The sequence below is a fragment of the Diaminobutyricimonas aerilata genome (assembly GCF_002797715.1).
Lineage (GTDB): Bacteria > Actinomycetota > Actinomycetes > Actinomycetales > Microbacteriaceae > Diaminobutyricimonas > Diaminobutyricimonas aerilata.
In genome coordinates this window covers 779,973-797,517 of sequence record NZ_PGFF01000001.1, presented here as the reverse complement: position 1 = coordinate 797,517, position 17,545 = coordinate 779,973, and the positions used below count along the sequence as shown (strand labels likewise).

Sequence of the window (17,545 nt, the reverse complement as noted above, 5' to 3'; positions counted from 1 at the left end):
GAGGGCCGGGTCGGGCGGGCCTAGCCTCATGGAGGTTTCCCACAAGCAATGGAGCGACGAGTATGACCTTCTCCCCGATCCCCAGCGACTTCTACGGCTACGAGAACCTGCTCGCCGACCGCGAGAAGGCCGTACTCACCGAACTGCGCCACTACCTCGAGACCGAGGTGCGGCCGATCGTCAACGACTACTGGGCACGCGGCGAGTTCCCGCGGGAGATCATCCCGCGCCTGGCGGAGTTCGGACTGTTCGGGCTGCCGTGGGAGGAGACGCGCCCGTTCGAGAACTCGGCCGTGTTCCGCGGGTGGATCGCCCTCGAACTCGCCCGCGTCGACGCGAGCGTTGCGACCTTCGTCGGTGTGCAGAACGGTCTCGTCATGGGGGCGATCGGCGTCGGCGGCAACCCCGCTCAACGCGCCGAGTGGCTGCCGCGGCTCGCTTCGGGTGAACTCATCGGCGCGTTCGGCCTCACCGAGCCGCTGTCGGGGTCCGACTCGGCGCAGGGCCTGCGCACCGTCGCCACGCGCGACGGCGACGACTGGATACTCAACGGCTCGAAGCGGTGGATCGGCAACGCGACCTTCAGCGACATCACGATCATCTGGGCCAAGAGCGCCGAGGACGGTCAGGTCAAGGGATTCATCGTGCCGACCGACACCCCCGGATACTCGGCGACCAAGATCGAGAACAAGCAGAGCCTCAGAATCGTGCAGAACGCCGATATCACCCTCGAGAACGTGCGCGTGCCCGAGGCCAACCGCCTGCAGCAGGTGCACTCCTTCCGCGAGACGGCGGCCGTGCTGCGCCTCACCCGCGCGGAGGTCGCCTGGGCGGCGGTCGGCAACTCGATCGGCGCCTACGAGGCGGCCCTCAAGTACGCGGGCGAGCGCATCCAGTTCGGCAAGGAGATCGCGAGCCACCAGCTCGTGCAGGACCTGCTCGTGAAGAGCATCGGCAACATCACCGCGTCGATCGGCATGGTCGTGCGCGTGAGCCAGATGCTCGACGAAGGCATCCAGCGCGACGAGCACGCGTCGCTCGCGAAGGCGTACACGACGAGCCGGATGCGCGAGACCGTCGCGTGGGCGCGCGAGTCGATGGGTGGGAACGGCATCGTGCTCGACTACGACGTCGCGCGCTTCTTCGCTGACGCCGAGGCGATGTACTCGTACGAGGGCACGCGGGAGATGAACACCCTCATCGTCGGTCGGGCGATCACGGGCAAGGCCGCGTTCGTCTGAGCCGGCCGCTGAGTCTGTCGAAGCGAGCCGCCCATCCGGTTCCCTTCGACAGGCTCAGGGAACGGACGTGTTCGCCCGCGGTTCACCCGTGAGGCGTAGCGTCGATGGACCATGGGTTCCGCCACCGGGTTCCGCACCGACATCCAGGGACTGCGCGCCGTCGCGGTCGCCCTCGTCGTGCTCGCCCACGTCGGCGTCCCCGGCCTCGAAGGTGGGTTCATCGGGGTCGACGTGTTCTTCGTGTTGTCGGGCTATCTCATCACCGGGCAGCTCGTCGACGAGCTGAACGCACGCGGACGCGTCCGGCTGACCGACTTCTACGTGCGCCGCATCCGCCGGATTCTTCCGGCCGCGCTCGTGGTGGCCGCCCTGACGACGATCGGATGCCTGTTCCTCGTGGCGCCCCTCCGGCGCGAGACGACCCTGCTCGACGCCCTCGCGACGGTGCTGTTCGTGCCGAACCTGCGCTTCGGGGCCGAGGGCGTCGACTACCTCGCCGAGAGCATCCCGTCGCCGTTCCAGCACTACTGGTCGCTCGGCGTCGAGGAGCAGTTCTACCTCGTGTGGCCGCTCCTGCTCATCCTGCTCGCGCTCGCCCGGCGCCGGATCGTGCTCATCGCCGGGGTCGGGGCCGTGGCGCTCGCCTCCTTCGCCGCGTCGGTCGCGACGACTCCCGTCGACCCGTCACTGGCGTTCTTCCTGCCGCACACCCGCGCGTGGGAGTTCGCCGCCGGAGCGCTGCTCGCCCTGTTCCCCGCGTTGCCCGCGAGCGCGGGCACGGCCGTCCTCGGCTGGCTCGGCGCGGGCGGCATCGTCGCGACCGCCGTGCTGCTCTCCCCCGAGACGGCCTATCCCGGATGGGCGGCGCTCGCGCCTGTTGCGGCGACGTGCGCGGCACTCGCCGGGGACGCCCCCGGCGGGCCGCGCGTGGTGCTCGGGCTGCGCCCCGTGCAATGGATCGGCGCCGTCTCGTTCTCGCTCTACCTCGTGCACTGGCCGCTGCTGCGGTTGACGCAAGAGGCCGTCGGGCTGCAGACACCCCTCCCGCTCGCGGTGACCATCGCACTCGGAGTGCTGGCCGTGCCGCTCGCGGGCGTGCTGCACCGTACCGTCGAGAGACCGTTCCGGGTTCGGCGGGGTGTGCCGACACCGCGACGCCGCACCCTGCTCGCCGCGCTCGCGACCACGCTGCTGCTCGCCGGTTCGGCCACGGGCGCCGCCGCCGCATCCGCCGACCCCCGGCTCGCCACCGACCGCGTCGCCGCGGACACCGCCGGCGAGGAGCTCCCCGACGGCACGACCTTCGTGCCGTCGAACCTCGCCCCCACTCTGGACCGCGCGGCCCGCGACGTCGGAGACCTGCAGCTCGACGGCTGCCAGCAGCAGAAGAACGAGCCCGAACTCGTCGTGTGCGAGTACGGCGACCCGGATGCCGCGACCACCGTGGCGCTGTTCGGCGACTCGCACGCCGGTCGATGGTTCCCCGCACTGCACGAGGTCGTCGACCGGCACGGCGTGCGGTTGATCACGCTCGTGAAATCCGGGTGCCGCAGCGTCGACAGCGAGGTCGCGTGGAGCTCGACGAAGAACCCGAGCTGTACGCAGTGGCGCGAGGCCGCGCTCGCCGAACTCGTCGCCGAGCAGCCCGCCCTCATCCTGCTCGCCAACCACCTGCCGCCCATGCCCGAGCGCAACCCGCGCATCCTGCAGGAGCGCTGGCAGGAGGCGCTCTCGTCGTCGATCGAGCGGTTGCCGTCCGCCCGGGTGGCGGTCGTCACCGACACCCCGCAGCTCACGGCACCGCCGAGGTACTGCCTGTCGGCCAACCTCAGCGCAGCCGACCGCTGCGCGGAGAGCAGGGATGAAGTGCTCAACGCCCCGATCGCCGCCGCGGAACAGGCACTCGCCTCGGCCGGCGATCTCGCGCGGATCGACCTGACGGACCGGTTCTGCAACGAGAGCACGTGCCCCGCCGTCATCGGGTCGACGCTCGTCTACTCGGATGACCACCATGTCACGGCGACGTTCAGCCGCTCGCTGGCCGACGCCCTCGACGACCAGCTCGGTCCGGTACTCGCCGCCGCTAGCCTGGGGGGATGATCGACCGGGCCGGCTATCGCGGAGTGCTGGCGACGCTCATCCTCTTCACCGTCTCGGCCGGCGACTTCTGGCGCAACTCGATCAGCTGGGCCGGATGGGCGACGGTGTGCCTCGTGCTGCTCGGCCTCGCCGCCGTGGAACTCGTCCGCGAGCGACCGACCTGGCGCGGCGTCCCCGTCACGCTGTGGCTCTTCCTCGGCTTCGCCGGGCTGTCGCTGATCTGGTCCTTCTACCCGGGCGCCACCGCGCTCGCCCTCGGCACCACCGCGGTCGCGACGGTCGGGGCGTTCTATCTCGCGTTCTGCCTCGACTGGGCGGCGTTCGTCCGCGCACTCGACTTCGCGCTGAGATGGGTGCTCGGACTGTCGCTCGTGTTCGAGGCGATCGCGGCGGTCATCGTCCGCGCGCCGGTGCTCCCCTTCTTCCCCGCGTTCGATCCGGAGCAGCCGGACCTGCCGCGATCGTTCTACTGGTCGCGCGCCCTCCTGCTCGACGGCGGCCGTATCCAGGGCATCGTCGGCAACGCGAACCTCCTGTCGATGCTCGCCCTGCTGGCGCTGATCGTGTTCTCGATCCGGCTCGTGAGCGGGGCCGTGCGCCGTCGGGCGGGCATCACCTGGATCGTGGTCGCCGTCGCCGTGCTCGCCCTCACCCGCTCGTCGACGGTCATCGTGGCCGCCGTCGTGGTGGTCCTCGCCCTCGCTCTGCTCCTGCTGGTGCGGCGACTCGACGATCGCGCGCGCCTCACGGCGTACGCGGTGACCGCGGTGCTCGCGGTCGGCGGGATCGTCGGCGCGATCGCCGGCCGGGAGGCGCTCCTGCGACTCCTGGGCCGCAGCAGCGACCTGACGAACCGGCTCGACATCTGGTCCGCCGTGACCGACCTCGCCGTGCAGCGGCCGGTCGGCGGATGGGGCTGGGTGAGCTACTGGGTGCCGTGGGTCGAGCCGTTCGACGACCTCGTGGTCATCCGCGGCGTGACCTACCTGCAGGCGCACAACGCGTGGCTCGACCTCTGGTTCCAGGTCGGCGTGATCGGGGCCGTGCTCTTCGCCACGCTCGCCCTGAGCGCATTCGTACGCGCGTGGTGGCAGGCGGCCCACCGCCCGCGACTGGCGTCCGGAGCCGCGGGCCGGTTCACGACCGAATCGGTGCTGCCCGTCCTGCTGCTCACCGCGCTGCTCGTCCAGTCGTTCGCCGAGAGCCGGCTGCTGACCGAGCTCGGCTGGGTACTGCTCGTGACCCTCGCCGTGCGACTCAAAGCGGATCGGCGGCGCACGGCCGCGTAGGTACCGTACGTTGGGAGGGCCATGAGCGACCCGGAACCGCGCCACCGCGTACTGCACGCCGTGCACGTCTTCGTCGCCTCACCGCGGTTCGCGAGCGCTCTCTCGCTCACCATCGTCGCCACCGCCGCGGGGTCGTTCCTACTGCACCGGATGATCGGATGGGCGGGCCTCATCGCGATCCTGTCGTCCCTCGTCGTCATCGCCGCCGTCGCTCTCATCCTCGACCGCCGTGCCATCGAGTGGCACGGCCTGCTGCCCATCAGCCTGCTGGCCTATATCGCGTGGATCGTGTCGTCGATCTTCTGGAGTGAGTACCAGTGGGCGACCTTCGGCGGGATCGCGTACCTGCTCGCGTTCACGGTGCTCGGGCTCTACCTCGCCCTCGCGCGCGACACGATCCAGATCGTCCGCGCGTTCGGCGACGTACTGCGCGTCGCCCTCGCCGCGTCGCTCGTCGTCGAGGTGGTCTTCGGTCTCCTGCTCGACACCTCGTTCGACATCATCGACGTGCAGGGAGACCTGGCGTCCGGCGGCCCGATCCAGGGCGTCTTCGGCTCGCGCAACCTGCTCGGGATGGTCGCGCTGATCGCGCTCATCACGTTCGCCACCGAGCTGCGCACCCGCTCGGTTCGACGCGAGGTGGGGATCTGGTCGCTCATCGGCGCGGCAGTCGTCATCGTCGTCGCCCGCTCCCCCGTCGCCTACGGCACGCTCGTCATCCTCGTCATCGCCGCGGCGGCGCTCTACGGGCTGCGCCGCGCCCGGCCCGAGGCCCGCACGGCGCTGCAGTTCGTGGTCCTCGTGCTCGCCGCGGGCCTCGCAGGCCTCGCCTGGCTCGCCCGCGGCCGCCTCGTCGACGCCTTCGCGGCGTCCGCGGAACTCCGCTACCGCCTCGGCGTGTGGCGCGAGATCGTGCCCTTCCTGCAGATCAACCCGCTCGAGGGCTGGGGCTGGCTCGGCAAGTGGCGCCGCAACATCGCGCCCTACTTCGCGATCGGCCCGGTCGACGGTCAGCGCAGCCATTCCGCGGCGAGCGCCTACGTGGACGTGTGGCTGCAGGCGGGCATCGTCGGACTCGCGCTGCTGCTCGGTCTCGTGGGCCTCGCGTTCGTGCGCTCGTGGCTGCTGGCCGGTCGCCGGCGCAGCGTCATCTACTCCTGGCCGGCGCTCGTGCTCGTCGTGCTGCTCACCGTCGGCCTCGCCGAGAGCTACCTGCTCGTCGAGTTCGGCTGGCTGACGTTCGTCGTCTGCGCCGTGAAGGCGTCCCAGAACCTGAGCTGGCGCAAGGCGCTGACGCCCCTGCCTGCCGCACCGTTCTCCTCAGCGCCGCGATAGCAGGTCGCGCAGCGCGTCCTTGCGTCCCTGGCTCGCGTAACGCTCGTAGGCGCCGGTGCGCAACAGGTGCACCACACCCGGGAGCCGCTTGACGCGCCCGCGCGGCAGGTCGGCGCGGCGTTGCTCGATCGCCGCCTTCTGCGCGACCGCCTCCGTCAGCCGCTGCGGCGTCCCCACCTCCACGAGCCGGTCGAACAACACGCGCGCCCGCACCGCGAGGTCCTCGTTGCGCCCGCCCTGGTGCTCGAACACCCGGCGGACCTTTCGCGCGAGCGTCGGCCGGCGCACACCGATCTGGTTCGCGCCGTGCTGGCGGTAGTCGATGAGCTGCGCCCTGTCGATGGCGATCCGGCCACGTGCGGCAGCAAGGATGGCGAGCCACTCGTCGTGCACCCAGGCCTCCGGGAACGGGAGCGCGTCATCCAGCAGCTCCCGTCGGAACGCGGTCGCCGCACCCGTGGCCAGATTGCGGCGCAGGTACACGCCGAACGCGTCACCCTGCTCGATCTCGCCGAACGTGCGGTCGGCGATCTCGAGACGTTCGAAGAGCGTCGCCCCGAGGTCGGTTCCTGTCGCGTCGACGAGGCGCGCGTCGGAGTGGTGCAGGAGCGCCCCCGTCCGTTCGAGCTCGGCGAGCGCGCGCTCGATCCGGACGTCGTGCCAGCGGTCGTCCTGGTCGGACAGCACGATGACGTCCCCCGTGGTCCCGCGCACGGCGCGGTCGAAATTGCGGACGACGCCGAGGCCTCCCCCGGATTCGATCACCCACTCCACTTCGGGATGTTCGTCCCGTATCCGCTCGACGAGCTCGTGCGTCTCGTCCGTCGACCCGTCGTCGCTCACCACGATCTCGTCGGGCAGCCGGGTCTGGACCAGGATGCTCGACAGCTGCTCCTCGAGGTAACGCGCACCGTTGAAGGTCGCGAGAGCGACGGAGACGCGGGTCATCGGCGTACCTGGCGGGCGACCCGCTGAGATGACGTCGATGGCGCGGGAGCTGCGGATCGCGACTTCGGCGATGGCGAGCGACCGCCCCTCTTTCCGCGTTCTTCTTCGACGCGCATCGCGACCGGTTCGGCGAGAACCCCCGCGTCCGGCAAGATGGTACGGCTGAGCCGTACTAAGGAGAAATCATGAGCACAAGCGAGCCAAAGCGCGCGTTGATCACCGGCGTGACCGGCCAAGACGGGAGCTATCTCGCCGAACTCCTGGTCAGCAAGGGCTACGAAGTCCACGGTCTGATCCGGCGTGCTTCGACGTTCAACACGTCGCGCATCGACCACCTCTTTCGCGATCCGCACGAAGACGTACACCCCCTGACCCTTCACTACGGAGACCTTACCGACGGGTCCCGGTTGGTGACCTTGCTCGGGGACATCCAGCCTCACGAGGTATACAACCTGGGAGCTCAATCCCACGTGCGAGTGAGTTTCGATGAGCCCGAATATACGGCCGACACTACGGGCGTGGGTGCCATGCGACTGCTCGAAGCGGTCCGCGTGAGCGGCGTCAACGCGCGCTATTACCAGGCCAGCAGCTCGGAGATGTTCGGCGCAACTCCTCCCCCTCAGAGCGAGACCACGCCTTTCTACCCCCGATCGCCCTACGGCGCCGCCAAGGTGTACGCGTACTGGATGACCAAGAACTACCGCGAGGCTTACGGTCTCTTCGCAGTCAATGGGATCCTGTTCAATCACGAGTCGCCTCGACGGGGCGAGACGTTCGTCACTCGGAAGATCACTCGCGCCGTGGCGCGCATCGCTGCAGGCGTGCAGGACAAGCTCTACATGGGCAACCTAGATGCGGTTCGCGACTGGGGGTATGCGCCCGAGTACGTCGAAGCGATGTGGCGGATGCTTCAGCATGACGAGCCTCACGACTACGTGCTCGCGACCGGCGAGGCATACACGGTCCGAGACTTCCTTCAGTTCTCCTTTTCGCATGTCGGCCTCGAGTGGGAAAAGTATGTCGAGTTCGACGAACGATACCTGCGCCCCACCGAGGTCGATTCCCTCATCGGTGACGCTTCTTTCGCGAAGGAAACGCTCGGCTGGGTGCCCAACGTCCTGACGCCGCGTCTCGCGGAGATCATGGTCGACGCCGACGTCGCGCGCTTGGAGACCGAGGGTCACGCTCACTGGATCGATGTCGTGAGCCGATAAGGATCAGCGCTGACCGGCGAGCTTGAATCGCCGGTCAGCAGGTGCCCTGCCGGTCAGCGAATCGCTTCGACGATCTCCGCGACCGTCTCGATCTCAGAACTGATGTCGTAGTGGTGGTTGCCGATGAATAGCCCTTGGTGGTGCACACGGTCGGCGTTGGGCAGCTCCGGCGGCACGTCGGCGTCAAGTCGTTGAATGACCGGGTTGCGAGCGAAGTTGCCCGCGACGATGGGCCGCACTTCGACGCCTGCAGCGGTGAGCGCGGAGACCACGTCCTTCCTCCGGCCTTCGAGCTCACCCTTGAGCAGGAGGGCGAACCCGAACCAACTGCTTGACCCGGTTTCGTGCTGAATGTCGACGCGATCACTCTCTGCGAAGACACGCACGTATGTTTCGGCATTGCGCTGGCGACCGGTGATCAGGTCCGGAAGCTTCCGGATCTGCTCGGAACCGATGGCACCCGACATCTCGACCGGACGCACGTTGTATCCGGGTAGCACGAAGCGAAACAGGTCTTCGAACGGGTCGTCGCTCTTGGGATGGATCAGGTTGTCGGCGGCAAGCTCCCGTGTCCATCCGTGCGCTCTCAACGAACGGGAAGCCTGTTCGATGTAGGGGCGATCGGAAACGACTAGCCCACCTTCCATCGTCGAGATGTGGTGGGAGAAGAACGAAGAGAAGGTGCCGAATAGGCCGTGGGTTCCCGCGTGGCGACCTTCGAATTGAGCGCCTAGCGACTCGCAATTGTCCTCGAAGAACACGAGATCGTGCTTGTCGCAGATGTGCCGTAGGCGTGCGAAATCGACCGGGTTGCCGAGCAGGTTGACGGCGAAGACCGCCTTGGTCCGAGGAGTGATCCGCTGTTCCAACGCGTCGAGGTCGATATTAAGGGTGTGCTCGTCGACATCCACGAACCGGAGCTTCATGCCCAGCTGGGTCACGGGATAGTAGGTCGTGGCCCACGACACCGCGGGCACAAGGATCTCGTCGCCCGGCCCGAGCGGGATGTCGGGATCGTATACCGCTGCGGTCAATCCGACGAGGTTGGCGCTGCTCCCGGAGTTGACCATCACGGCAGAGCGTGCACCGACGAATTCGGCGAACTGTCGCTCGAACTCGGCCACGCGTGGGCCCATCGTGAATCGACCGCTTTCAACCACTTCCTGGATCGCCGCGTATTCGCGGTCGTCCCAGGTCGTCGTCGCGAGAGGCAGACCGCGCTCCTTACTCGTCATACCCTCGTGCCTTCCTGCTGCTGTTCGGCTTCCCGCGCGAGGAAAGCCTCGTACGCGATGCGCATGCCATTCTCCAGCGAGGTAGTCGGACGCCAACCACGCTTCTTGGCCTCGCCGGAGTCCATGAGTTTCTGGCGCATACCGGCAGGACGCTCGGGCTGCAGCTCGAACTCGCCCTCCCAACCCGTCACGCGTGCCGCGATCTGATGGATCTCGAGAACCGTGTGATCGCGCCCCGCCCCGACATTAAGCATCGCTGGCCACTCGGCCATATCACCCGTGGCCGTCGCGAGCCATCGTGCGACGTCGTCGACGAAGGTGAACTCGCGTCGGGCCGTGCCATCTCCCCAGACCTCTACCGATCCCGCTCCCGCGATCTTCGCCGCGTGGGTCTTCGCGATTGCGGCGGCGACAAGGTGGCTTCGACCGGTCGCATAGTCATCGCCCGGACCGTACAGGTTGGAGGGGACGATCACCCGGTAGTTGAGTCCGAACTGCTGTGAGGCGTACTCGCAATACTTGGCCGCTGCGATCTTGGCGATCGCGTACCCCTCGTTCGTCGGTTCCAGCGGCGCCGCCAGAATGTCCGTCTCGACAAGCGGTTGGCGGTAGTCCTTGGGGTACATACACGAGCTGCCCACATAGACGAGATCGCGGACCCCCAGATCAGTCGCTGCCCGAAGCACGCTCGTGTCGATGAGCAGATTGTCCATCAGGAAGCCGGCAGGGTCCGCTACGTTCGCCGCGATACCACCGACCTTCGCCGCAGCGTGGATCAGCAAGTCCGGTTGAGCGTTCGCCAACGCGCGACGGGCGTCTGCTGCGTTGGTCAAGTCGGCGTCTTCACGAGTGAGCCGGATGATCTTGTCTCCAGGTCGCTCCGTTTGCCACGCGCGGGCGATCGCCGAGGAAAGCATTCCGCGCCCGCCCGTCAGAACTACTCGCATTACTCGCCCTTCACTGCCTCGATCCCAACACTTCAGCCTAAGCCAGCCGCGGAGAGCGATGTCCCACGTCAGCCGCGATCGCTCCGAGACGGATCATCGGGCTCGGAGACAGCCAGTCGGAGAAGGGCCACCTCTTCTGCCAGCGTACGAACCTGGGCTTCCACCCTGGTGAGCTCCGAGCTGTGCTGAATGCACACCAGCACGAGGATCGCGATACTCGTGAAGTACACGAGGTTGGACCCGATACTGAAGCCCAGCAGTGACGTCGCCCAAGCGAGGGTGGCGGGGAAGATGCTAACGATTAATGCGAGCGACGACGCGATCAGCCACCAGATCGCGTGCCGCTCCCGAAGACGACCTCTGCGCAGTAGCCAGACGACTAGAGCGAGCGTGAACACCGAAGACGCAACGGCGAAGGCATACGTGACCGGGCTCATGTAGCGGCCGCCTCTCGGTAGGAAGAAGTCGGCTTGACCAGGGCGAAGACGAGCGACAAGACGACACGGGCGAGGTACACCGCGGCCTTGGCGGGATTGTGCGACGGCGTTCCCGCCATTCTCGGGTTCATTGCGACCGGCACCTGAGTCAGCACGCATCCCTCTCGGGCGGCGATGACGAGAGCCTCGATGGTGTCCCCTAGATATTCCGCGGGGTAATTCTCGGCGAAGATCGCCATCGCTTTCGGACCGCAAGCGCGGAAGCCGGATGTGGTGTCGGTGAGCTTCGTCCGGGCTACCCGGCTCAGCACCGAGGACAGCAGGCGCATCGCCCAGCGACGCGGACCGCGTGCGGCGTATTCCCCCACGCCCGCGAATCGAGCCCCGATGGCGATGTCAGATGTTCGCAACGCGTCCAGCAATGCGGGCACGTCAGCAGGATTGTGTTGACCGTCAGCGTCGATCTGCACGACGGCGTCGAAGCCAGCATCCCGCGCGAACTTGAAGCCCAGGCGCATGGCGCCACCGACACCGAGGTTGAACGGGAGCCGAACAACACGTGCGCCTGCTTCCTTGGCGCGGAGTGAAGTCGAGTCGGTCGAACCATCGTCGACGACCAAGCATGTTGCGCCGGGCAGAGTGTGACGAACGTCCCTCACCACTGCGCCGACGGACTCCTCCTCGTTCCATGCGGGCACGACGATGAGGATCCCGCTGAAGTCCGCTCGCACGCGCCAATCGTATCGACTCTCTAGACTCGTGCTGGCGCGCCGCGTCGAGCTACAGCGGCCGCGAACGTCTGCAGATGGGAATCCGTGAACCGAATCCGCCGCCTGTGGATGCGCTTGTCGCCGCACGTCTCGTCGCACGGAGCTGCGGTTGTGAAGATCGGCCTCGCCAGCGCTCTGGGCATTCTGGCGACGTTCGGTTTCCAGATCATCACCGCTCGTGTACTCGGAGCCGAGCGGTTCGGCGTTCTGTCCGCCTTCTTCGCGATTGTCAATGTGGCGGCATTCGGTAGCGCTTCACTGCAAAACTCCGTCGCGGTTCATACCGCGCGTGCCCTCTCAACGCCACGGGCGCGCTCGTTGAAGCGCCTGAGCAGCGATCCCACTCTCATCGAAGCCCTGGCCTTCGGCCTGGGCGGCGCTGCGATCGTTGCTGTCGCATCTCCCGCCATCTCAGCCGCCCTTGACACCGAATGGTTCGTCCCCTTCCTCGCAGCGATCTCGGTACTCCTGAGCTTCCTTTTCGCGCGCGCTGTCGGGATTATCCAGGGAAGCGGCGACTCCCAGGCTGCCGTCTGGTGGTCGACCGCCTCCCTGCTCCTTCGGGTCGCTCTGGTGAGCGCGGTGTTCGCTGCCGGAATGCGGCTGGAGGGCGCGCTCCTTGCGGTGCTTGCGGGCAGCCTGCTCGCGGTGGTCGGCGCTCAAGGCAGAGCACGCAGGGTGGGAATGACCGATGGTGGGCGCCCGTTCTCGGCTGACTCACTCGTGGTGATCGTCACGACGATCACCTTCGCTTGGATGACCAACGTCGACGTCATCCTCGTGAGGAACGCGATTCCCGCGGAGGAGGCAGGTCAATATGCCGCCGCTGTGACGTTGGTCAAGTCGGGTCTTCTTATCCCGGCCACCCTTTCGCTGTACTTGCTGCCGCGATTCGTGCGCCAGGAAGGCAACGCCGAACTCAGCCGCCTGGGGGTGCGGTTGACCGCTATGGTGACCTTGCTGGGAGGGTTCGCCCTCTTCCTGCTGTTCTGGACCCTCGGCCGTCCGGTTCTGGTGCTCGTGTACGGCATCCAGTATTCGGGCGCCGCCACGATCCTCGCCGGGCTTGCATTGGCATACGTCCCGTGGATCGTCGCGCAGGGGCTACTCATCCGGATGACGGCCACAGCATCTCGGCCGGCGTTAATCGTGCTTCTTGCGGCTGCCTTCGCCCAGTTCGGGGCGGGAATCCTTCTTCTCCCTCGCTTGACCGAGTTCGTGATCAGCATCGGACTGACGGGTACCGCGGTGCTTGCGGCATTCATCGTGCTCGAATGGCGCGCGGGCCGCACAGCTGCGACCACCGGCGATCGCCCATAGGAGCGCCGCCCGGCTAGGGTAGGGGCTCGTGAACAAGTCGGTCACCCAGCACACCGAGATAAACATCGGCAATGGCGTATGCGCCTACGTAGCGGGTGGGCTCGGTAATCAGCTGTTCATTCTGGCGGCCGCGTGGGAGCAGGCGAAGCGACTCGAATGCCCGCTGTACCTCGATACCTCCAATCACGACGTCCGAGGGGGCTGGCGTTTCGAACTGGAGGACATCGGGGCACCGGGTGTCGTCCTGGGCCCGCACAGCCCTTGGACTTCCGTGCGCCTGAGCAAGGAACGAGTCCTGCCATTTCCGCGTTTCACCCGTCCGGTTCGTAGGCGGGTCTTCTTCGAACGTGATTCCTCACGGTACGACCCCGCCATCAACGACATCCGGCCTGGAACGACCATCTTCGGTTACTTCCAGTCAGCGCGGTATTTCGAGCGCTCCGCCGATTCGATGCATCAACTGATCGAGAGCGCACCGACCTCACCGGCAGAGGCGGACCTCCTGGCCCACTACGCTGCGACACCGCGACTGACACTGCACCTGAGACGCGGTGACTACCTGAACGCGCCGGAGTCGCGGCGGGTCATTGCGACGACGGCATACGCGCGGCGCGCGTATCGACTTCTGCAACAGATGGGCGCAGCCGCACCGCTCAGGCTTTTCTCCGACTCCCCCAACCTTGTCCAGGAGGAGTTGGGCGACCTCGATCTCGACATCGAATTCGCCGACCCAGAAGGCGTGCTCTCGCCGGTGAACACCATGCGCGCGATGTCCTACGGCAGCGGCCTCGTCATGAGCAATTCGAGCTTCAGCTGGTGGGCCGGCTGGCTGATGCGGAGGCGCGATTCCAATCTCCCAGTCATCGCTCCGCGGCCCTGGAACGAGACAGGAACCGCGAAAGCCGACCTACTGTTCCCCGAGTGGATCGGTCTCGACGCGCGCTGACAGAGTCAGCGGGAGCCGAAGCCATGGCTGAGGAGGTCCTCGACCACGATGTCGGAAGGGGAACGCTCCAGTTTGCGCTGAGGTCTCCGGTACCGCGCGTATTCCGCGAGGAAGCGCGACACGACGTTCTGATCCCAGCCTGAGAGCACCGCGTTCTCGCCCAGGCCCTCGGCACGCTCAGTCGCCCGTCGGTGAACGAGCGTGGGCACGCCCAGTAGCGCTGCTTCCTCCTGCACTCCACCAGAGTCGGTCACGATGAACTCCGCGCGACGCGCCAGCGCGATGAAACCCTCATGGTCGAGCTTCGGCATCACGGTGAAGATTTCTGGATGCCGGTCAGCCGCCTCGGTCATCTTCGATGAGGAGTAGGCGTCCACCAGCACTCTCAACTTGACCGGGCTGGCCGAGAGTCGACTCATCGTCTCGTTGACCAGGTTCGGGTTGGAGATGAACTCGAATCGGTGAAGAAGGACGATCCCGAACGACGTATCGTCCCCCGTCTCCACCTGATCGCGATCGAGTATGGCGTCGATGACGGTGTTCCCCTCGGTGTACACCACGCCTGGCCGGCCTTTCAGATTGTCGACCGCTTCGAGAGAAGGTGCGTAGTGCAGCCTGGCCCACCGACCCACGATCCGACGGTCAAGCTCCTCAGGGAAAGGATTGCGCCAGTCCCCGGAACGCAGCCCGGCCTCTACGTGAGCGCTGGGAAGCTTGAGGCGACGCGCGATGAACGCCCCCACGACGCTCGTCATGGTATCTCCATGGACAACGACGACACTCGATCGCGGAAGGGAACGTCGCAGACCACGTGCATGCGAAACGAGCCATCTCAAGATGCTCCAGAGCCAGCGCAGCACGTCGCCATAGGAGCGCAGTGGTTCCCCTTGATTGCCGTAGGCGATGACCCGGTCAGCCGGGGGGAGGCCGAGCTCCGGCAGGAGCTTGGCGAGAGCCTCGGTGTGTTGGTGGGTCAACCACTGCTCGAACGCGACGCCCTTATTCATCAACCGCCGGATGACGGGCGCCAGTTTGATGGCCTCAGCGGTCGTTCCGTAGATGAAGATGATCACGAAGCCTCCTCGGTGACGCGGGAAGCCCGGACGAACTTCCTGCGGTGAATGATCGCTCCTCGTGTTAGGCCGGCCCAAAACCACAACGCAAACGGAACGGAATAGGCGAAGTAGGACGCGACTGCGCGGTGAGCGACACCATTGCGGAGAGCAAGAGCGGCGGGGAGAGCGAGGGCGACCAAGCTGGCGATCAGGACGGCAGCAGCCCCCGTCCAGGCACCGGCGAGGGCCAGCCAGGCAATCACCGTCAGGATGGCGATCGGGGCGGCGACGAGCAGGAGCAGCGTGACTGTACGGAACACGGACGTGCCTGCATACGAATCGACGAAGAGCGTGCCTCGGTCCCGAGCGTGAGCCAGAAAGGCCCCCAGGGATGTCCGTGCCCGGTATGTCGCACTGAACGACGGGTCCAAGCGTAGGGAAGAACGCGCGCAGAGGTAGCGCAGTAGGCGGGTGTCGTCCGAGACGAACCTCGCATCGCCCTCGGGCCAGCAGGCTCGCGCGGCCTCGAGGAAGCTCATCCGCTCGACGAGGAACGCGGTGGTGCCTTTGGGCAGGCGATCAAAATTTCGCAGATCGATGTGGGTCGCTCGCGGCGCGCGAAGATAGCGACCCCAGAACACGTGAACCGGGACCTCCCAGAACAGGGTCACCAAGGGTCCGGCTCCGTCGGTGACGACATGGGCGTTCCAGGTCTCCTGCTGCTGACTACGGCGTTCCACAGCCTCCACGTGAGCGAGGGCTCCCCGATGAAGAAGAACGCGCGAGTCAAGGAGCAGCAGCCTGCTCCCGGCCGCCGCCGTCACCCCTGCCCACCGTGCCAGGAACCGGCCCGAGTTCGTCTGCCGGAGGATACGGACGGGCACCTGATGCGTGGTGCTCCACGTACGCACAACGGATGAGGTGTCGTCTGTTGAGCCGTCGTCTACAACGAGGATCTCGAAAGGCATGTCCGCTTGCGCCAGAGCATCCGCGAGAGCATCGAGGGTCGAGGGGAGCCAGGGTGCAGAGTTGTACGCAGGGATGACAACCGAGAGTTCGACGTCCACCGTGTCCCTTCTATCGACAACAGATCGCGCGCCTCGACGATCCTAGGCGAGAGCAGACATGACCGACTCGAGCCACAAGCTAGGGTATGCGAGTGCGTGGTGACGAAGTCGAGTCAGTGAAGCCCGTTGCTGTACATCGCGGACGATGGATCCTGCTGACCGTGCCGCTGGCGATGTTCCTCGCGCTCGCCTCATGGGCGATTGCGTCCCCTGTCGGGTCCAGCCCCGATGACGACTACCACATGGCCAGTATCTGGTGCGCGCAGGGCCCGCGCGAGGGGCTGTGTGGCCAGGGTGACACTGCGGATGAGCGCCGAGTACCCGAGCAGGTACTCGAGGCCTCACAGTGCTACAGCTTCGATGCCACGCAAGCGGCATCCTGCCCGCAGTCCGACGCCGACGACTTCGTCGAGTCTGACCGCGGCAATTTCCGGGGCGATTACCCTCCCCTGTATTACCTCGCGCTCAGTCCGTTCGCAAGCCCGGACGTGTCGTTCTCGGTCATCGTGATGCGCCTCGTCAATGCGGCCGTCTTCGTCGGGCTCCTCACGCTCGCGTTCGGGCTGGTAGGCCGCTCATTGCGCGGCGCGCTGCTGTGGGGCACAGCAGCCGCCATGGTCCCTCTCGGTATGTTCCTCGTCGCCAGTGTGAACCCCAGTAGCTGGGCCATCACCTCGGCGATCATCACCTGGCTCGCGGTCACGGCCTATTTCCGCGAGGACGACCGACGCCGCAGGATCGCGCTGATCGCGCTTGCGCTGGTCGGAACGATCATCGGTGCGGGGGCGCGTGGAGACTCGGCGGTCTACAGCGGATTGGCGATCGTCGTCGGTACGGTATTGGCCTTTTCCCCCACGCGCCGGTTCCTGCGCGCTGCCGCTGCTCCTGCTCTCCTCGTAGTCGTTGCGCTCATCTTCTTCTTCGCGTCAGGCCATGCGAACGCCGCCAACCCGACGACCCTTGCAGACGATGGCGCTTCGGCCGGCGAGGTGTGGGGCCTGACCTTGACCAATCTAACTCTGCTGCCCCAACTGTGGACCGGAGCCCTGGGAACGGCCGGTCTAGGCTGGCTCGACACCTTCCTGCCGCCGCTGGTCTGGGTGCCCGCGATCGCAACGTATGCCGCAGTACTTTTCTGGGGACTGCAGCAAGTGGGCAGACGTAAAGGCATCGCGCTGGCGCTGGTCGCGGCCAGTCTTGTCGCGATCCCGATGTACATCCTGGTGCACGACCAGGTTTACGTCGGAACCTATGTGCAGCCGCGGTACGTATACCCGCTCATGCTGATTCTCATCATGGTGTCACTGACTGGACTCAGACGCGTCGAGCTCAGCACCCCACAACGTTGGGCGCTGGTTGCCGCTCTGAGCATCGCGAATGGCGCGGCGCTGCACACAAACCTCCGTCGTTATGTCACAGGGACGGATGTGGGCGGCGCGAACCTCGAATCATCCATCGAGTGGTGGTGGGGGCTTCCGTTTGGCCCCAACGTCGTCTGGCTCGCCGGAACGGTTGCGTTCAGCGTCAGCCTCATCGCCCTCGCAATCTGGTGGGGTACTCAGCACACGGACCGGACGCGGGATGCGGAGCCAGAGATCGAGCCGAAGGTGACCGCTTAGTCGCATTGGGTCGAGCGTGTCG

15 protein-coding genes are annotated in these 17,545 nt (G+C 66.5%); 8 read left to right on the top strand and 7 right to left on the bottom strand.

Annotation, left to right across the window (positions count from 1 at the left end; all coding sequences use genetic code 11):
• The first annotated feature begins 62 nt into the window (after positions 1-62).
• The 4 genes from CLV46_RS03875 to CLV46_RS03860 all read left to right on the top strand — a co-directional run bounded on the left by CLV46_RS03875 (position 63) and on the right by CLV46_RS03860 (position 5,965).
• Complete coding sequence (locus CLV46_RS03875; RefSeq protein ID WP_100363560.1) at positions 63-1,241, top strand: acyl-CoA dehydrogenase family protein; 1,179 nt, start codon at positions 63-65, stop codon at positions 1,239-1,241.
• A gap of 111 nt (positions 1,242-1,352) precedes the next feature.
• Positions 1,353-3,341, top strand: a complete 1,989-nt coding sequence (locus CLV46_RS03870) for an acyltransferase family protein (RefSeq protein WP_100363559.1) — start codon at positions 1,353-1,355, stop codon at positions 3,339-3,341.
• Positions 3,338-4,630 (top strand): O-antigen ligase family protein, encoded by a 1,293-nt coding sequence (locus CLV46_RS03865; protein WP_100363558.1) that lies wholly within the window; start codon positions 3,338-3,340, stop codon positions 4,628-4,630. Before CLV46_RS03870 ends, CLV46_RS03865 begins: the two co-directional genes overlap by 4 nt.
• Positions 4,631-4,651: 21 nt before the next feature.
• Positions 4,652-5,965: an O-antigen ligase family protein gene (locus CLV46_RS03860; protein WP_100363557.1), complete on the top strand. Its 1,314-nt coding sequence runs from the start codon at positions 4,652-4,654 to the stop codon at positions 5,963-5,965.
• Here the strand turns inward: CLV46_RS03860 and CLV46_RS03855 are convergent.
• Positions 5,951-6,913: a glycosyltransferase family 2 protein gene (locus CLV46_RS03855; protein ID WP_100363556.1), complete on the bottom strand. Its 963-nt coding sequence runs from the start codon at positions 6,911-6,913 to the stop codon at positions 5,951-5,953. The genes CLV46_RS03860 and CLV46_RS03855 overlap by 15 nt on opposite strands.
• A 185-nt stretch (positions 6,914-7,098) precedes the next feature.
• Here CLV46_RS03855 and gmd point away from each other — a divergent pair, with 185 nt between their 5' ends.
• A complete protein-coding gene (gmd, locus tag CLV46_RS03850; protein WP_100363555.1) occupies positions 7,099-8,127 on the top strand; it encodes a GDP-mannose 4,6-dehydratase in 1,029 nt (342 codons plus the stop codon).
• A 53-nt stretch (positions 8,128-8,180) separates the two neighbouring features.
• Here the strand turns inward: gmd and CLV46_RS03845 are convergent, their stop codons facing one another.
• The 4 genes from CLV46_RS03845 to CLV46_RS03830 form a co-directional block, all read right to left on the bottom strand.
• Positions 8,181-9,362 carry a DegT/DnrJ/EryC1/StrS family aminotransferase gene (locus CLV46_RS03845; RefSeq protein ID WP_100363554.1) on the bottom strand — a complete coding sequence of 394 codons (1,182 nt, stop codon included), beginning with the start codon at positions 9,360-9,362 and terminating at the stop codon, positions 8,181-8,183.
• Positions 9,359-10,309: an NAD-dependent epimerase/dehydratase family protein gene (locus tag CLV46_RS03840; protein ID WP_100363553.1), complete on the bottom strand. Its 951-nt coding sequence runs from the start codon at positions 10,307-10,309 to the stop codon at positions 9,359-9,361. Before CLV46_RS03840 ends, CLV46_RS03845 begins: the two co-directional genes overlap by 4 nt.
• A gap of 68 nt (positions 10,310-10,377) precedes the next feature.
• Positions 10,378-10,746, bottom strand: coding sequence for a DUF2304 domain-containing protein (locus tag CLV46_RS03835; protein WP_100363552.1), 369 nt, complete (start codon positions 10,744-10,746; stop codon positions 10,378-10,380).
• A complete protein-coding gene (locus CLV46_RS03830) occupies positions 10,743-11,477 on the bottom strand; it encodes a glycosyltransferase family 2 protein (RefSeq protein ID WP_245866486.1) in 735 nt (244 codons plus the stop codon). The genes CLV46_RS03835 and CLV46_RS03830 overlap by 4 nt, the downstream gene beginning before the upstream one ends.
• A gap of 150 nt (positions 11,478-11,627) precedes the next feature.
• Here CLV46_RS03830 and CLV46_RS03825 point away from each other — a divergent pair, with 150 nt between their 5' ends.
• Both CLV46_RS03825 and CLV46_RS03820 read left to right on the top strand, forming a co-directional pair.
• Complete coding sequence (locus tag CLV46_RS03825; protein ID WP_100363551.1) at positions 11,628-12,836, top strand: oligosaccharide flippase family protein; 1,209 nt, start codon at positions 11,628-11,630, stop codon at positions 12,834-12,836.
• Between the two features lie 28 nt (positions 12,837-12,864).
• Positions 12,865-13,782 carry an alpha-1,2-fucosyltransferase gene (locus CLV46_RS03820; RefSeq protein WP_100363550.1) on the top strand — a complete coding sequence of 306 codons (918 nt, stop codon included), beginning with the start codon at positions 12,865-12,867 and terminating at the stop codon, positions 13,780-13,782.
• A 5-nt stretch (positions 13,783-13,787) separates the two neighbouring features.
• Here the strand turns inward: CLV46_RS03820 and CLV46_RS03815 are convergent, their stop codons facing one another.
• Complete coding sequence (locus CLV46_RS03815; protein ID WP_100363549.1) at positions 13,788-14,855, bottom strand: UDP-N-acetylglucosamine 2-epimerase; 1,068 nt, start codon at positions 14,853-14,855, stop codon at positions 13,788-13,790.
• Entirely contained in the window at positions 14,852-15,904 is a 1,053-nt protein-coding gene (locus tag CLV46_RS03810) for a glycosyltransferase family 2 protein (protein ID WP_100363548.1), read from the bottom strand. The genes CLV46_RS03815 and CLV46_RS03810 overlap by 4 nt, the downstream gene beginning before the upstream one ends.
• A 92-nt stretch (positions 15,905-15,996) precedes the next feature.
• On the opposite strand from CLV46_RS03810, the gene CLV46_RS03805 reads away from it, so the two are divergent.
• Positions 15,997-17,523: a DUF2142 domain-containing protein gene (locus tag CLV46_RS03805; RefSeq protein ID WP_157802209.1), complete on the top strand. Its 1,527-nt coding sequence runs from the start codon at positions 15,997-15,999 to the stop codon at positions 17,521-17,523.
• Positions 17,524-17,545 lie beyond the last annotated feature (22 nt).

Excerpts from the sequence above, each read along its gene's own strand:
- CLV46_RS03875 (WP_100363560.1), top strand. The coding sequence starts at position 63 with ATGACCTTCTCCCCGATCCCCAGCGACTTCTACGGCTACGAGAACCTG.
- CLV46_RS03870 (WP_100363559.1), top strand. The coding sequence starts at position 1,353 with ATGGGTTCCGCCACCGGGTTCCGCACCGACATCCAGGGACTGCGCGCC.
- CLV46_RS03865 (WP_100363558.1), top strand. The coding sequence starts at position 3,338 with ATGATCGACCGGGCCGGCTATCGCGGAGTGCTGGCGACGCTCATCCTC.
- CLV46_RS03860 (WP_100363557.1), top strand. The coding sequence starts at position 4,652 with ATGAGCGACCCGGAACCGCGCCACCGCGTACTGCACGCCGTGCACGTC.
- CLV46_RS03855 (WP_100363556.1), bottom strand. The coding sequence starts at position 6,913 with ATGACCCGCGTCTCCGTCGCTCTCGCGACCTTCAACGGTGCGCGTTAC.
- gmd (WP_100363555.1), top strand. The coding sequence starts at position 7,099 with ATGAGCACAAGCGAGCCAAAGCGCGCGTTGATCACCGGCGTGACCGGC.
- CLV46_RS03845 (WP_100363554.1), bottom strand. The coding sequence starts at position 9,362 with ATGACGAGTAAGGAGCGCGGTCTGCCTCTCGCGACGACGACCTGGGAC.
- CLV46_RS03840 (WP_100363553.1), bottom strand. The coding sequence starts at position 10,309 with ATGCGAGTAGTTCTGACGGGCGGGCGCGGAATGCTTTCCTCGGCGATC.
- CLV46_RS03835 (WP_100363552.1), bottom strand. The coding sequence starts at position 10,746 with ATGAGCCCGGTCACGTATGCCTTCGCCGTTGCGTCTTCGGTGTTCACG.